This is a genomic window from Flavitalea antarctica, assembly GCF_054461535.1.
In genome coordinates, this window is sequence record NZ_JBTLQG010000026.1 from 65412 (window position 1) to 81300 (window position 15889).

The window sequence follows — 15889 nt, forward strand, 5'->3', positions numbered from 1 at the left end:
GATCATGGACGATGTTATCGATATTCTACAAAACAGGAACCTCGGAGAAAATCTCCAGAACCTTATCCAGTTAACTAAGCCGCCTAACCAGCACTACAGGCTGAATCTCATTTCTTACAATACGCTGCTATCAGACTGGTTCAGGGGAGTAATCACCTATGACACATATACAACAGGCATCGCAAGAATATGGGATGCGCTGTTCTACTTCCTGGAACGGGAACCACCAGCCATCCAAAAAAAAATCAGCGACTTTTTAGGAGTTGCGCGCCCAGGGAATAAAACCAGCATCTTATATGTCGCTTCTGCGCCAATCGGCGCAATACCGTTGCAGGTGGATTTTGAATTTCAAAAGATAAAGGAGGCTATTGAGAGCGGCAGCAAACGCGACTCAATAGAGCTGCTGCTTCCCCTGATGGCGGCAACGCTGGAGCGCTTTATGATAGAAAAAAACAAGTTCAGGCCGACCATCATACATTTCTCTGGTCATGGCACCGACAAAAGCCTTGTTTTTTCAACAAGCGCAAACAAATATCACGTGGTAAGTGAAGACGTTCTGAAGGAAGTTTTTAAAGGCGTGAATATGTATGCGGATTGTGTTGTGTTGAATGCCTGTTATGCTGCGGGACAGGCGAAAGCGATTTCTGAGCAGGGACTGTTTGTAATTGGCATGAATGCAGCTATCTCAGATCCTAAAGCGATAATGTTTTCTCAGAAGTTTTACAGGGGGCTTAGCGAAGGAATGGCTCCTGATGAGACTTTCCAACAGGCAAAAACGCTGGTCCAGGCTGAGTTTCCCGATCAACCGGCGATCCTGGAATTATGGAAAGACGGGCAGAACATGACGCTTTCACCAACAGCATGATAGATTACCAGGAACTTATTTTTACTCACCAGTATGTATATCCAGATGTAATATTCAATCGTCATGGCGGGCATGCAACATACAAACGTTGAGCAATCTGCTGATCCCGAAAGCCAAAGGTCATCTTCTGACGACTCCGCACATGTGCTGCCAGGAAAACCCGGGTTATTTGCTGTTATTGTTGGTATTAACAGGTATGAAGGCCTGGAGGCAGAGGGTGGCATGCTCAATTTTCCTCCGCTCAAAGGATGCGTAGACGATGCCTTCAAGATCAAAATGTATCTGGATCAACTCAAAGACTTTGAAGTTCACGCTCAGATTCTACTGAACGAACATGCAACAAAGCGCGGCCTGGTCAATGCGATTTCAACGCATCTTACAAAAGCCAAAATTGGCGATGTTGCTTTTCTTTATTTCTCCGGGCATGGTGCACAGGAACATGCAGATAAGGTTTGGCGGGCAGAACATGATGAAAAACTTGAATGCCTTGTTTGCGCCCCTGATCCCGGTATGCAAGGCGGCTCTTTGCTGGCCGATAAAGAACTAAGATATCTAATAAACAAGATCCACCGGGGTGGGCCACATATCGTTGCCGTGTCCGACTGTTGTCATTCCGGCGAAAACACGCGGGGGGCTGGCTTCGAAGCCTTAGAAACAGTTCTTCCAATAGAAAAGAAAATCCCGTATGTATTTGCACAAAGACAATGGAATGACTTCGTTTTCAGTCATGAGATCAGCAGGGATGATGTAATGGACAAGGGAGAGAATGAAGCAATTCCGGAAGGTGTTCATATACAGCTTTCCGCTTGTGAGTCAAATCAATCGGCCGTAGAAGTTGCAGGGGAAGGTGTATTCACAAAAGCCCTGCTTGAGGTGTTGAATTCGGTTCAAGGTAACATCACATATTATTCATTGAGAAGCCGGTTAAGGCAATATCTGCGGGTTATATATGAACAGGTACCAAAAATTTATGTCGCAGGTGGCGCAGAAAGTGGCTTATACACCAACTTCCTGAATAGAAAAACCGGGGGCAAATCGAAGTTCGCCGAAGTGGTCTTTAACAGAAATTCGGGCTGGTTGCTGAACCTCGGAGCTATCCATGGGTTGACCGGCAATATCAGTTCCTTGCAGCTATTGGATATTGAATCAAAAGAGATGATTTGCAAAGCAAAGGCGACATCATTAAAAACTGACTATACATTAATAAGCCCTGAATCTGAGATTGATAAAACAAAAGTTTATCTCGTATATGTTGAAGAACTACTTTCAAAAAAGATAAAGCTTTTTTTGGACAATGCTGATTTGATTGTAGCTGGCAAAGAGATAATGATGCAGATCGCCCGGGATCCGGTTAGTTCGTTTATCCTGGAAGACGATGAAGAGGCTTCTGACTACGTGGTGCGGGCCCCGGAGAAATTTATTCATATAACCAAACCCAATGAAAAGTACCGACCAGTTTGCAGCCAGGTTCTATTAAACCGGGCTGATGCGAAGGAATTAATACTGAATCAACTTTTACAGATCGCGAAATGGGAATTTATAAAAAACCTGTCCAATGAGTTAACTTCCCCGGCTATCACATCTGACTCAGTTGATATTCTGATACACCAGCTTCAACAGGGAAAGTATGCGTCGCCTGGCAGCAGCAAAGACGAACAATTACTGCTATACGAACTTGTAGACAAGAAATGGCAAACCGCTTTGAGCATAACGATTACCAACAAGTTGAACGTTCCCCTTTATGGCTGTATTCCGTACTTGTCGACCTGGTTTGGATCTAACCTTGATCTGGTTAACCCCGCTGTATTTAAGCTGGAACCAGGCATTCCTTTGAGTTTACCACTGGCCGGTGGCAATCTGGTAAAACGGCTGCCTGATGCTGTGCGTCTTTATAACTGGCCGCAGCATATAGAATACCTGAAGATACTTTTCAGTACGGATGAGTTTGATGGATCTTCGTTTGCCCTGGATGAAATTCCTCCCCCTGAAACTGGTGAGCCACCGGATTACAAACGGGGTGTTTCGGGGATCCGAACTATGACGGACAAGCCTGGTCTGAGCTGGGTCACAAAACTGGTTACCCTTAGATTTATGAACCCGTTATATAACAAGATTGAGGGTGAGGAACTAGCGGCACTTTTACAAAACCCTGTCACAGCAGAGTTTGCTTTAAACATTTATTTTGACTGCATAGATACTATAGAGAAAGGAAATTATGGTGATCCACTAACTGATAAAGACCTCGTTGATCAATGGAACAAAGGAGCAGTTGTTGAAGCGCATGGGAATTCCGACAGTATGTCAAAGGGCAATACTGTGTCAACGACCAATAATATGTCAGCAAGCAATAGTATGTCAACGAGCAATAGTATGTCAACGGGCCATACATTTTACCGGCTGAAGCCCAACATTGAATTGATCAAAGGTGAACCGTGGAAGATTGGTATTTCCGAAAGTCAATTAGTCTCGATGGCTAACTCATTTTTGGATACAAGTAAAAAAGAACCATTTGAAAATTGGAGGTCCGGATAAAATGAGTAGCCAGGAGAAAATGCCAACAATTTTCAACCTGGCTACTGTGCTATATCATGTTTCCTTAGTTGTTATCTTAGACGGTAGTAATGAGTTCGCGATAACAATATCAGCCAAAAAAATTTGAATAACAGATCGTCTTCGCTCCCTGTCCGGGAACAGGATTTTATCATTCGTCATTTTCCTTTTTCATGGCATAAAGATGTTTGTTCTGTGAAAACATCTCAAATCGAGCCTGAGAGTTCGACTCGTATCTCTTAGTGTCCTTTTGCAGAAAACCAGTACTCGCTTTTGCTGCGGGTCGGTCTGTCCATTTAACCCATTTTATGGAATCGATCGCTTCGTACCGGTCGGGACAATTATCTTCTACCATCTTGAGGTATAAAACTTCGCCGGCCAGTGAGATCCTGTACTTACCCGGGGAACTGTTATCGCAATCGCTGATGCCTTCGATTTTCAGCAACGAGAGCACCATGTCTTTCACCGTATAGGTCATGGTTTCAACATGAGAATTGTCTTCCACTGCATAAACGACTGCAGTATCTTTCCGAAAATCAAATATTACATCCTGTGGATTTTCTCCCCGCAGTGTTCCTTTCCATTTGGAGTTTGCCAGTTGTGCGAATACAATGCCGGATGTCATTACAAGCAACAGCGTAACAATTGTTTTTTTCATAACTAAGATTTTTTTTAGGGAAGTTAGAAAATGAAATAACTGATTATGTGGATGAATGCTTCAAATGCTCTAAAAATGTGTTGAAACCGATGAAAAATCATTTCCTCGCTTTAACGTCCCTGCCTTCAACCAGTAACTCTCGCATTGCCCGCAGTAACGGATCGGCCGTGTTCGAATTGGTGAATACCACATAGCCCGATCGAAGGTCCTTGTATGCTTCGAACTGACATTTGAAATCGCCGTTATTCCCGCCATGACCAAATGATTTTCCAAAGGGAGTTTCCCGGATTTCAAGACTCATTCCCATGTATTCAGGATAGGTTGGCTTCTCATCATCTGCATCAAAGTTATAATCAGATTGCCTGCTGAAAATAGTATCATAACTTTTCTGTGTTAATCCTTTTTGCTCCAGCATGTAAATCATAAATCTTGTGAAGATTTTCGCTTCGGTGTGCATGGAATAAGCCATTCCAGGATTGTCGGGTAGCTCGTCAAAGGTGGGGATCATGTCGAAGTGCCCGTTTGCCACAAACCGCCTCAATGAATCATTCCGGGAAAAAAAAGTGTGATATAAGCCCACCGGCTCAATCACTTCTTCTTGTAGTACCTGCTCAACTTTTTTTCCCGTAATTTTTTCGACCACCATTTTTAGGTATTCAAAGCCTTCACCCGAATAATTGTAACTGGTGCCGGGTGTAAACCTGATGTTGAGTTTTCCATCGTTATTCATCCACCGCCAGTTTGGAAAGCCGGTACGATGCGTGAGTACATGTTTTGCGGTGATCAGCTTATACCTTTCATCGTGCGCGATATCAGGATAAGGCAAGTATAGATATAATGGCCTGTCAAGATCGATGATGCCCCGCTCGGCCAGGCGCTGCACAGCAAAAGAAAACACAGGCTTGGTAACGGAAGCCGCCTCGAACAGCGTGTTGTCATCCACCTTCTCACCGGTCATGGTATTTTTGACCCCATAGGTTTTATGATAAACCAGTTTTCCGTCTTTGATCAGTGCAAGCGAAACACCAGGGATGTTGAAGTATTGCTGATAGGTTTCAACAAAGTCATCGACCTGCTTTGCCGTCGTGGCATCGAACTGCTGAAGGATGCCTTTGGCTGGTAGCAGATCAGGTACCGGGTCCCCGGCGATAAGTATTTTTTCTGCGCTGAAAGCCTGGCCGGATTTGGTATTTATGGGGATTGATTTTTTTTGAATGGTAGAAAACGTTTTGTTCCCGCGATGAATATAAGGATCTGGCAAGGTCAGTTCATAACTGCCAGGAGGAACAGTCGCCGAATAATGACCGAGGCTGTCAATGGCTGTTGTCATCCACATCTTTTCATCCTTTACTGATTTAAGGCGAATCGTCTCGGGCAGTGCCAGTTTCAGGTCGCGGTCCCATTGAACATCACCGGAAATCGTTGAAAAGCCTGGTTCCTTTGCCAGGAATATTACATCTCCGAGACTTCCCGGTATCCGGATCTTTGACCCGCCTTTGCCCCAGGCATTGATGGTAAAACTACCGTCAGCATCCTTGTCAAAAAACTGGAAATCCAGCCCAATGGATTTTCCGACAACCAGCTGTTCCCCAAGGCTTACGCGCCATTCATAGTATCTCATACTCCCTTTCCGCTGGGTGGCTACTTCCATGATATTCCATGATGCCGTTTTTGCAAAGGGGTCAAAAGCGGAAAGATTTAGATTCCGAAGCTTTTTGCTGAACATGAAGGCGGCAACGCCCGAGCCGGAAGTAAGGTGTCTTGCATCCAGGCAAAGCTCGAAGCAATCCTGCGTATTGAATCGCACATTTTCCGAAGTGTCTTCCATAAAATCGTCATCGTTTATGGTCAGTGCAACATACATCGAGCGGTTTTCGAGAGCGTATCCCACCTGGAAAAATCCTGAAAAGTCCGAATCGTTTTTGGGTTTTGATTCAGATAACTTTGTTTCAAGAAAGTATTTTTTTAAGTCTTTCGGCCAGTCGTTGAAAACGCCATCTACCTTGATGTTTTTTAACGGATATGCATAAGCGATTTTCCCGTTATGCGCGGTAGCTGGGTTGCTTAACAGGAAACTCAAAGCAAGAGTTATAATCGTGCTGCCAAAATGTTTGAATAGATTCATTGCGACAGGTATTTGTGGAGTAATGACAATTAAAATTATAGAAATGTTTCATGTCTTGAGGAAAGGATCTGCCAGGTAGAGAAAAGCCATCGCAAAAATCAGCTTATTTTTTACAAACGGTTATAGCGGGCCATGAACGAAGTTTACAGCATGAGAAGCGTTGTTCCGTCGGCGCAATTGAACCTGTTTCGCAGCCGTGAATATCAGGACTGTCAGGCTGCCGGGCCTGGAAACACGGGCTCGGTTGCAAGTTGCCTTCGCCGTCTGATGGTTATTTGTACATTTGATTGCGGCATAGGAAAAACCGGAACACTTGTTTTGTGCTCATCTTATTGGTGCATGTTGATACCAGATAAGCTGCCGCCGCCTGGGCCAGATGAATATGCGTTAACTGAGAAGGAAAACATTATCGGATGACATACTCTTATCAAAAGCCTGATCCATTGTTGAGTAATTACGTCCAGACTGTGCTGGTTGTTAACGGCAATCCACGGTTTAAACCATCCGATCTGCCACTGTTCTCCAATGGCATGCCTGCATTTTTTTATCAGGCAGATGATACTTCCTCCCATCAACTAATGATCTATGGTCATTCTATCCCGGACGAAAGATGGAACATAGATGAGAATACGACATTGATCGCCTTTTTATTCCGCCCTTTTTCATTAGCACCGCTCTTTAAAATTCCTGCAAAGAAGCTAAAGGACCAGCCTGTTGAACTTCCATTGTGGAACGCGCAGAAATCGATGGCGCTGAGTCTCCAGCTTATACATGCCCGTTCAACGGAAGAAAAGCTTGGCATCCTTAACCATTTCCTGGTAACCCAGCTGGAGGCTAATAAAAAAGAATGTGAGATCATACAGTTTGCAACGGACAAGATTATCCAGGATTCAGATACGGAGGTCCTGGGCGAAATTCTCACCACGTTGAATCTTACGGAAAGGACCTTTCAGCGGATCTTCAAACAATATACCGGCATCACTGCCAACCAGTACAGGAGGATCTGCCAGTTCTATTTCGCTTTTTCGCAATTGAAAGGCAATCATTTTGAGAAGCAGACAGATGTTGCTTATTCAAATAATTATTTTGATCAGAGTCATTATATCCGTTCCTTCAAAGAATTTACGGATACCACCCCGAATGACTACCTCCGGTTTGGTTTGAAGAGAAAAGAATAATGTCGGTTTTATACAATGTCATCTTTTATCGACAAGCTAGCTTGCATCTATAAACTTTAAAGCATGAAACAGCAAATCACTCCCTGCCTTTGGTTTAACAACCAGGCAAAAGAAGCAGCAACATTTTATACCAATCATTTTAAAAATGCGAAGATCGTTTCACAGTCACCCATTGTGAGTGAGATCGAAGTTTCCGGACAAACGATTACCCTTTTGGATGGCGGTCCAAAGTACCAGCCGAACGCGTCGATATCATTCTTTTACATCTGCGAAACACCGGAAGAGATTGATGCACTCTGGGAGGCGTTTTCCAGGGAAGGCAAGGTGTTGATGGGTTTGCAGAAGTACGACTGGAGCGAAAAGTATGGATGGCTCAACGATAAATTTGGCATTTCCTGGCAGTTTTCTCTTGGCAAGATTGAGGATGTGGGCCAGAAAATGACGCCCTGCCTGTTATTTGTGGGAAATCAATACGGGCGTGCCGAAGAAGCGATCAATTACTATTCTTCCGTATTCAAAAACGCTGAGCTGGATGGTATCTTACGATATGGCAGTAATGAAGCACCTGATATTGAAGGAAAAGTGAAACATGCGCAGCTTGGGTTGAATGGCCAGAAGTTTATGTTTATGGAATCTGCGCAGGCGCATGCCTTCACTTTTACGGAGGGTGTTTCGCTGACTATCCATTGCGAGACCCAGGAGGAAATTGACTATTACTGGAACAAATTAACCGAGGGTGGCGAAGAGAGCATGTGCGGCTGGCTCAAAGATAAGTTTGGTGTGTCATGGCAAGTGATACCAAACATTTTAAGCAAGGTGATGACTGACCCAAACAAGGCAGGCAAAGCGGCAAAAGCATTTATGCAAATGCGGAAGTTTGATATCGAGAAGCTCGTGCAGGCGACCCTGGTATGACGGGTTCCTTACAATCCTCTTCGGCCGTTTCTTCCCCGGTCGGGTCCCGGGTTCTTTTGAAATTTTTTTTGAGCCTGTAAAAAATATTTAGCGGGCTCATTTGATCAGGCTCCTAGAATATTAAATGGGCGGACCTGTGGGTTACCTTCTCAACGGCACCTTCAATCCTTGGGCGGACCTGTGGGTTATCTTCTCAACGGCACCTTCAATCCTTTCTGGCTATCCCGGCCGGGGTTTTATTTTGCAGGAATTTTAAAATGACCGCTATTTCAGTCAACCATAGGCGGGGATGACCGGAATAGCGGTCATTTGCTGTTCAACCCGAAATTGCTTATGAGTTCGGCGATTTCAAGGGAGTGTTCCCGAAAGTTGAAAAAGTATCGTTTCCAAAATGATCAAAGGTATCATTTTCAAAAACCATAGTTTCCCGGTTGATCACAAGAGATCATAACCAAAAAGCATCATTTCCAAAATGATCAAAAGTGATCATTACCAAAAAGCATCATTTCCGAAATAATCAAAAGGGATCATTTTCAAAAACCATCGTTTCCCGGTTGATCACAAGAGATCATTTCCAAAAAGCATCGTTCCCCAAATGATCACAAGAATCCATTTCCAAAAAGCATCATTTCCGAATTAATCAAAAGGGATCATTTCCAAAAGTTCAAAAAGCATCGTTTCTAAAAAGTTTACTTGTAGTTAACAGAATACTGGAATTACAGCATAATGAACCGGCTACACCGTTGGATTAATCAGGCTTCCCTTATTTTTGAAACAAAGAAATCCTGGTCAGGGACTTAAACATATTACTTCAAAGAAGTTTTCGACATGGAGTTAAAACAAGTTGTTTGAAAGACATCTTCGGCATGGAGGCAAAACATATTTGCTTAAACGAAATCTTCGGCACGGAGTTAAAACAAGTTGTTTTAAAGACACCTTCATCATGGAGTAAAACATATTTGCTTAACGAAATCTTCAACATAGGGTTAAAACATATTTGTCTAAAAAGAAATGTTCACCATGGAGTTAAACCATATTTGTTTCAAAAAATCAACAGCCTTTATAGCTACTTCGGCCTTTGTCTTTTTGCTGCAAACTCCCGCGGCGGCGCAGTCTGTCCGGCCCAATGTAATTTTTATCCTGTCGGACGACCAGGGAGTGTCTGATCTAAACTGCTACGGATCAAAGGACCTGTTCACGCCTAATCTTGACAAGCTCGCAGCAAATGGGGTCCGGTTCTCACAATTCTATGCAGCGGCGCCGGTTTGTTCACCTTCGAGGGCTGCACTTTTAACCGGCAGATATCCACAAAGAGCCGGCCTTGCAAGTAATGCCTCTTCAAACGAGGGCATCGCCGGCATGCCCGGCGAACAGGTTACCATGGGCGAACTGTTTAAGGCGGGTGGTTATAAAACTGCGCATATTGGTAAGTGGCATGTTGGCTATTCCAGGGAAACTATGCCGAATCAACAAGGATTCGATCATTCTTTTGGATTTATGGGAGGATGCATTGACAACTTTTCCCATTTCTTTTATTGGGACGGACCTAACCGTCATGATTTATGGCGCAATGGCAAAGAAATTTATGAACCCGGCAAATATTTTCCGGACCTGATGGTGGAGGAAGCCGGTATGTTTATGGAGCAAAATAAACAGCAGCCATTTTTTATTTACTTCGCTTTAAACACCCCTCACTATCCCTTACAGGGCGATCAGAAATGGCTGGATCACTACAAGAATACGCCTTCCCCAAGACGTGAATACGCTGCATTTGTTTCTTCTATGGATGAAAGGGTAGGCAAGCTGTTGAATAAACTGGATCTACTTGGGCTGACTGAAAACACCATTGTCATTTTTCAATCTGATCATGGGTACTCACAGGAGATCAGGACCTTTGGTGGCGGTGGATCAGCAACCGGATTACGAGGTTCAAAATTCTCTGTGTTTGAAGGCGGAATTAAGGTGCCGGCAATCATCAGCTGGCCTAAACATCTGCCAAAAAATACCGTGAGAACACAGTTTGCTACCAATCTCGATTGGTTTCCGACTCTCGCTAAATATTGTGGACTCTCATTGCCTGGGAAGAAGATCGATGGGTTTGATATCAGCACAATCATCGCATCCGCAGACAAGCCATCGCCACATAAACTATTTTATTGGCAAAGCGGGGGAAGCAAGGAAAATCCGCAATGGGCAGTTCGCGAAGGCGATTGGAAGCTGATGCATGCACCGATACAATCAGATAAAAACGAGTTGGAACAAAAAAGTTTTATGCTCATCAACCTGAAGTCTGATAGCGCCGAACAAATCAATCTTGCCTTAAAAATGCCGGATATTGTTTCGAGGCTGAAGGAACAATATGAACGATGGGTTAAAACAGTAGAACAACAATAACGAACATGGAACTCGCTTGCTCTTGTCTCAGCTATCGCCTCAACACATTTTGCGAATTCCACAAATTCATTTTACCTTCAACTATGCCCTTAATAATTCTATTATGAAAAATAGTTTCGTCAAGAACTTAGGCCTGGCAGTTATTTTCGCTTCTATGGCCGCTTGTAATTCTACTACAGAAGAACCTGTTAAAGAAGAACCTGTAGCCGCCCCCGCTGTCGACAAAGAACAAATAAAAAAGGAAATCCAGGCTAAGGAGGATGAATTTGCTGCAACCTATAATGCCGGTATAATGAAAGAGATCGGATATTATGCCGATGATGCAATCAGTTTTTACCAAAACAGGGCACCATTAGTTGGCAAAAAAGCAATTGTTGACTATCTGAAATCGGACCTGGTTTCAAACACCAATAAGATCAGTTTCAAAACCAACGAGGTATTTGTATCGAATGACGGGATCCAGGTGGTTGAATTTGGTTATTTCACAGTAGTTGATTCTACAGATAAGCCGGTGAATACAGGAAACTATATGAGCTTATTTGAGAAAAGGAATGGCAAATATGTCTCTGTGAGAGATATGAGTGCATCGGATAAACCGCTTCAATAAATAACAGTCATGTTATCGTCTCCGGCCGCCACCACCGCCGCCGCCTCTCATTCCACCACCGCCACCACCATAACCACCGCTGCTACGGGTTCTTCCAGACGATCCCATCGAAGAAGTATTTGATGTCGATGGACGTGAATAGGATGATCCGCCCGACAACCGGTTAGATGCTCCGTTGGTTGCGCCGGTGCCGGCAGTAGGCCGTGATGCCCCTGCTCCCGTTCCTGTGGAAGGACGGGTAGCAGCGGACCCACCCACTCCGGTCGAAGGACGGTTTGCACCGGCACCACCCGTGCCGGTTGAAGGCCGGGTAGAAGCACCGGGGCGATTTGATGCACCTGATGCCGGTCCGCCGGAAACAGAAGGCCTTGTACCCGCCCTGTTGCCGGTTGATCCATTTCCATAGTTACCCCTGGCCCGGTTATCAGATACCGTGTTCGACCGCATCTTATTGTTGTTATAATTATTGAAATTATTGTTGTTGTTAATGATCACAGTATTACCCCCACCGTAATGACCCCCATGATACCCACCGTGATAATGATAATGGTTATGCCGGTATATGCCCACTGCCATCACTGTAAACGCAGCAAAATATGGCGGATAAAATCCATAATAGTAAGGTGGAACATAAGGCACATAGGCAGGGGAATACACATACTGTACGATCGGGGCAGACTCCACAACTACCACCGTTTTGGCCGGTACATTCACCACTACCGGCTCGGGCCCCACATAAGCCGGGTTAGCAGTAACAGAAGGAGTTGTTGTTTTGGGTTCTATCACATAATCCTTTCCATATAATTCTTCATCACCAACCATTTGCAAAGACACCTTACCCTTTATTTTGTCCAACAAAATAACTGCTACATCCTGTGTTTCCGTTTTACTTACTGCCACCTGTAGGATAAACTGAAATGAAGAATCACCTTTTTCTCCTTTCGTGACCACCTTAATGAAATCAACTTTTTTATCGAGGTCGAGATCCAGGTTATTGATCCCGGTTTTCTGCTCGTTCAACGCTTTTTCAAATTCTTCAATGGTTTTTGACTTTTGAAAAAGATCCAGCACAGCGTAGAGGTCGAGGTTATCGCCAGCCAGTCCCAATGCAGGCGTATCGGGCGTTTGTGCGATTAAAGGTTGACTCAGCAAAGTAAGAGCGGCTGCTAGTAAAGACAAGATATACTTCCGCATATGTAAATAATTTATTGTGGAGATAAAGGAACGAGGGCGCGGAGAAGGATTTAATAAAAAACCTCATGCGTAAGTTAATTAATTGCCAGCAAATGATATCTGAAAAAAAAATAACAATCATGGTAATTTCCAGCCTGCAATCTCATCTGAACCAGGGGGGAATTATTTCAATCTTTAGTTCCGTGGTTAATTATCGGCTTGCGATCCTTATCTCCTCAACAGGTAAAGTGGGTAGCCAAAATGAAGTTTCCCGTAAATTTCGAATCCGTCTTTCGCATAAAATGATAAGTTGCGCTCTACGGAAGTTTCAAGATAAACCGGCCGTTTTTTTCTCTCGCATTCCATGATAATTTCCCGCAGGAAATTGCTGCCAACTCCTTTTCCCTAGGCACCAGGGCTCACGCCAATAAACCATAAATAAGCAAAAGGGGTGGATGGATGGTTGGACTTTATCTTTGCTTCTCTTTCCAGGACGCTTCTTATCCGGCTAATACCTATCACCTTCATTGCAAGCTTCAGGTCCCACCCGAGTGTTTGAATCTTACTGCGCTTTTGATCAGGGAACATCAGCATGGCACAAGCTTGCCTGTTATTCGAAAGCCAGACTTCACCAAAGGCATTACAGTATTTATAGGAATAATCCATCAGCCCACGAATCCGCTGCAGGCGGTGACGATCCTGCTGTACTACTGCATTAACGCTTTTGTTGTCGTCAAATGAGGCAGACAAAATATCAAGCACCAGCGGCTTGTCTGAAGCTGTAGCTTTTATCATAACTACGCAAACGTAAATACAATTACAGATTTAAGAATACAAATCGCACAATTCATCCTGCTATGTTAGATGGACGCGATAGCCATACGTGGATGCAACTTGTAAGATAACCATGCGATAGCTAAATGGCAAAGGACTTGTAAAGTGGGAACACCGTACATAAGAATAAGGATTCGATATGCAGGATTATGAACGAGGGTCTTTATGAAATTCAAATCGGCAAGCCAAAGAGTTTTTTATACTCAGATATACGGAGAGCCCGGCGCCTGACTTTAGGAGGTATTAATCTTTCCGGAATAAGATCGTCACCCGATCCTTCAACGAACTTCCGTCCACGGTTAGCTGATATAATCCGACGGGAAGATTGCCGGTCCTGATTGGCAACAGGTTTTTGCCAGGCTTCAGCATGATGGATTCGCTTAGCATCGTTTGTCCTAAGGTGTTAGTGACCCTAAGGGCAGACCGACCGCCGGCAGGTGAGGTAACACTGAGAGAAGTACTCGCCCCAACAGGATTTGGCAACAGGCGAACATCCTTTATCATCTCATCGTTTACCTGCAGAACGGCCGAATAGTAGTCGGCATTCGACCTGCTGATGAGCCGGAGGCGGTATTGAAGAGCATCCGTTATCGGTGCCGATATGCTGGTTGGTACGCCGTCCCTGAAAGTATTCGGTAAAAATGAATTCACGGCTTTAAATTCTCCGCCAGACTTTGCCTCAAGAATAACCAATTTCAAACTGTCAAGGCCTGCAATGGATGCGTTGAACCATCGCTTGTTGTCCCTTGTTGCTTCCTGTTTAAAGGTAATGACCCGGTTAGGCAGGATAATACCATAACAGTTGAAAATAAAAAAGTCAAATGATTGAAGATTGCAACCCAGCGATGATCCCACCGTTATCCGGTATCGCCCATACGGCAGGTTATTGATATCAATGGACGGCGAACTATTATCCGAACCTGAAGTATAGATGTCCGTGCTTTCAAAAATATTATTATCATTGAGATCATATGCAAGCACATAGGTCATCGGAAACAGTGAAGAGAGGTTATCAGCGCTAACGCCAATCGAAATCGTACCGGTTGTTCCACTACACTGAGATGCGTTCAGCGTGGTAAAAGAATAGGTTGCAGAAGCAGTGCTACCCGTCTTGTTTGGTGCACCGGCACTGATGTCGGTCGTTTTCACCCATCCGCAGTCACCGTCAACACGTCTTGAATAACTGTTATCGATACCCGTGGCAATGCCTATGACTTCGTAAGAAATGGCCATCAGGTCGAGATCAAATGTGGAGGAAGTACAAGTTCCGCCAACTGAAGAAGTTGTTATTGTTGCAGATGCAGAAGGAGTTGATCTTGACACCGCATCCATCACCGTACCAGAGGGAGACAGCAACACCACTTTTTCGTTCGCGCCCCCGCCGTTTTTCAGGAACCCGTCGCCCGTAGTTGGAATGGAAACATTTGTACAATTGCATGTTGTCCAATTGAGGTCAACAGTAACGGCACTGTCGGTGTTACCGCAATCCTGCGCCAGCACGTTCTGGCCGGCAAGCACATAATATTCACCGGGTTGAAGTATTGTATTGGTTGGAATGGTGACAGAGTACTGGCCATTGGTAACTACATAACATCCTATGTTCATGGGACCCGGTCCAAAATTCAGCAGCTCGATAAATTCACTTGTAGTGTTACATCCCGACCACGACATGAACTCATTTACCACAACCCTGCCCTGGCCAAATGATATATTTTTCAGGGCTAAAAACATTGTCAGTACAAAAACTGCTCTTACGGTATGGGAACGTCCAGTATTCAAATTAGGGTAATGATCGTGCCAAACTACAACAGGAATTTTCTACTTGCAAGTGATTAAGGGTAAATACATATTTTATCGCGAAACGAAGGCAAGTAAATATTGATGAGTACGGCAATACATTTCAACAGACGCAAATATGTAAGGACAATTGTATGACCGTTTTGAGTTATTTCTTTTCAGTCAATTGTAAAAAAGGATCTGCCAGGGCAAGCTAAAAACAATGTTTTAATCTGTTGATGAGGCAGGCCAGAGTCGTTTTATCGACGTACCAGTCGTTTTATTGACGCGGGTCGTGTTATTGACACTAGTCGCGTTATTGACTCGAGTCGTGTTAGTGACGAACGAGTCCGGTTATTGAGGCACGCCGGACAATACATTTCCGCTTGATTTTATTGCTGACCTAACGCTGTTTGTTCCCTTTTTCAATTTCTCATAAGCCAGGTATGAAGCGATCAGAATTCCAAAGATGACAAGCGGGAAAAAAGTGAGGGGGTTTATTCCGTCAACTACCGCAGTACTGATAAAGGCAAAGATAAAGTTGAAAGCAAAGCCCGCATACGCCCATTGCTTGATGCGATCAGGAACCTGGGGTATTATTAATGCAAGTACACCAAGGATCTTAAAGATAACCAGGACACGGCCGAAATATTCGGGATAACCGAGATGCCTGATGCCTTCTTTCGCAAGTTCTGTCTGAGAGGTCAATGCAGGCATTACTCCCTCAAACAAAAAAATAATCACTGTCGCGATCCAAAAAATAACTTTTGTCTTTTTCATGGTATTAATTTTTTAGAAATGATTGTTCATTGAT

12 protein-coding genes are annotated in these 15889 nt (G+C 44.1%); 6 read left to right on the plus strand and 6 right to left on the minus strand.

The window, feature by feature from the left end:
• The first annotated feature begins 4 nt into the window (after positions 1 to 4).
• Positions 5 to 865, plus strand: a complete 861-nt coding sequence (locus ACX0G7_RS19655) for a CHAT domain-containing protein (protein ID WP_458925230.1) — start codon at positions 5 to 7, stop codon at positions 863 to 865.
• A 72-nt stretch (positions 866 to 937) separates the two neighbouring features.
• Entirely contained in the window at positions 938 to 3397 is a 2460-nt protein-coding gene (locus tag ACX0G7_RS19660) for a caspase family protein (RefSeq protein ID WP_458925231.1), read from the plus strand.
• Positions 3398 to 3566: 169 nt separating this feature from the next.
• Here ACX0G7_RS19660 and ACX0G7_RS19665 read toward each other — a convergent pair whose 3' ends face one another.
• Together ACX0G7_RS19665 and ACX0G7_RS19670 are read right to left on the minus strand one after the other, a co-directional pair.
• Positions 3567 to 4073, minus strand: coding sequence for a hypothetical protein (locus ACX0G7_RS19665; protein WP_458925232.1), 507 nt, complete (start codon positions 4071 to 4073; stop codon positions 3567 to 3569).
• Between the two features lie 97 nt (positions 4074 to 4170).
• Complete coding sequence (locus tag ACX0G7_RS19670) at positions 4171 to 6198, minus strand: serine hydrolase domain-containing protein (RefSeq protein WP_458925233.1); 2028 nt, start codon at positions 6196 to 6198, stop codon at positions 4171 to 4173.
• A gap of 413 nt (positions 6199 to 6611) precedes the next feature.
• On the opposite strand from ACX0G7_RS19670, the gene ACX0G7_RS19675 reads away from it, so the two are divergent.
• From ACX0G7_RS19675 to ACX0G7_RS19690, 4 genes are all read left to right on the plus strand, one after another.
• The gene (locus ACX0G7_RS19675) at positions 6612 to 7376 is read left to right on the plus strand and encodes a helix-turn-helix domain-containing protein (RefSeq protein WP_458925234.1); all 765 of its coding nucleotides are present in this window, start codon (positions 6612 to 6614) and stop codon (positions 7374 to 7376) included.
• Positions 7377 to 7439: 63 nt separating this feature from the next.
• A complete protein-coding gene (locus ACX0G7_RS19680) occupies positions 7440 to 8291 on the plus strand; it encodes a VOC family protein (protein WP_458925235.1) in 852 nt (283 codons plus the stop codon).
• Positions 8292 to 9311: 1020 nt separating this feature from the next.
• Positions 9312 to 10685 (plus strand): sulfatase-like hydrolase/transferase, encoded by a 1374-nt coding sequence (locus ACX0G7_RS19685; protein ID WP_458925236.1) that lies wholly within the window; start codon positions 9312 to 9314, stop codon positions 10683 to 10685.
• 103 nt (positions 10686 to 10788) lie between these two features.
• Positions 10789 to 11292, plus strand: a complete 504-nt coding sequence (locus ACX0G7_RS19690) for a YybH family protein (protein WP_458925237.1) — start codon at positions 10789 to 10791, stop codon at positions 11290 to 11292.
• A gap of 12 nt (positions 11293 to 11304) precedes the next feature.
• Here ACX0G7_RS19690 and ACX0G7_RS19695 read toward each other — a convergent pair whose 3' ends face one another.
• The 4 genes from ACX0G7_RS19695 to ACX0G7_RS19710 all read right to left on the minus strand — a co-directional run bounded on the left by ACX0G7_RS19695 (position 11305) and on the right by ACX0G7_RS19710 (position 15855).
• The gene (locus ACX0G7_RS19695) at positions 11305 to 12486 is read right to left on the minus strand and encodes a hypothetical protein (RefSeq protein WP_458925238.1); all 1182 of its coding nucleotides are present in this window, start codon (positions 12484 to 12486) and stop codon (positions 11305 to 11307) included.
• 384 nt (positions 12487 to 12870) lie between these two features.
• Positions 12871 to 13260, minus strand: coding sequence for a hypothetical protein (locus ACX0G7_RS19700; RefSeq protein WP_458925239.1), 390 nt, complete (start codon positions 13258 to 13260; stop codon positions 12871 to 12873).
• A 282-nt stretch (positions 13261 to 13542) separates the two neighbouring features.
• Complete coding sequence (locus ACX0G7_RS19705) at positions 13543 to 15078, minus strand: lamin tail domain-containing protein (RefSeq protein ID WP_458925240.1); 1536 nt, start codon at positions 15076 to 15078, stop codon at positions 13543 to 13545.
• A 351-nt stretch (positions 15079 to 15429) separates the two neighbouring features.
• A complete protein-coding gene (locus tag ACX0G7_RS19710; protein ID WP_458925241.1) occupies positions 15430 to 15855 on the minus strand; it encodes a DoxX family protein in 426 nt (141 codons plus the stop codon).
• Between the last annotated feature and the right edge of the window lie 34 nt (positions 15856 to 15889).

Coding starts and splice junctions, on each gene's coding strand:
- ACX0G7_RS19690 (WP_458925237.1), top strand. CDS start 10,789: ATGAAAAATAGTTTCGTCAAGAACTTAGGCCTGGCAGTTATTTTCGCT.
- ACX0G7_RS19670 (WP_458925233.1), bottom strand. CDS start 6,198: ATGAATCTATTCAAACATTTTGGCAGCACGATTATAACTCTTGCTTTG.
- ACX0G7_RS19655 (WP_458925230.1), top strand. CDS start 5: ATGGACGATGTTATCGATATTCTACAAAACAGGAACCTCGGAGAAAAT.
- ACX0G7_RS19665 (WP_458925232.1), bottom strand. CDS start 4,073: ATGAAAAAAACAATTGTTACGCTGTTGCTTGTAATGACATCCGGCATT.
- ACX0G7_RS19685 (WP_458925236.1), top strand. CDS start 9,312: ATGGAGTTAAACCATATTTGTTTCAAAAAATCAACAGCCTTTATAGCT.
- ACX0G7_RS19680 (WP_458925235.1), top strand. CDS start 7,440: ATGAAACAGCAAATCACTCCCTGCCTTTGGTTTAACAACCAGGCAAAA.
- ACX0G7_RS19700 (WP_458925239.1), bottom strand. CDS start 13,260: ATGATAAAAGCTACAGCTTCAGACAAGCCGCTGGTGCTTGATATTTTG.
- ACX0G7_RS19710 (WP_458925241.1), bottom strand. CDS start 15,855: ATGAAAAAGACAAAAGTTATTTTTTGGATCGCGACAGTGATTATTTTT.
- ACX0G7_RS19695 (WP_458925238.1), bottom strand. CDS start 12,486: ATGCGGAAGTATATCTTGTCTTTACTAGCAGCCGCTCTTACTTTGCTG.
- ACX0G7_RS19675 (WP_458925234.1), top strand. CDS start 6,612: ATGACATACTCTTATCAAAAGCCTGATCCATTGTTGAGTAATTACGTC.
- ACX0G7_RS19660 (WP_458925231.1), top strand. CDS start 938: ATGCAACATACAAACGTTGAGCAATCTGCTGATCCCGAAAGCCAAAGG.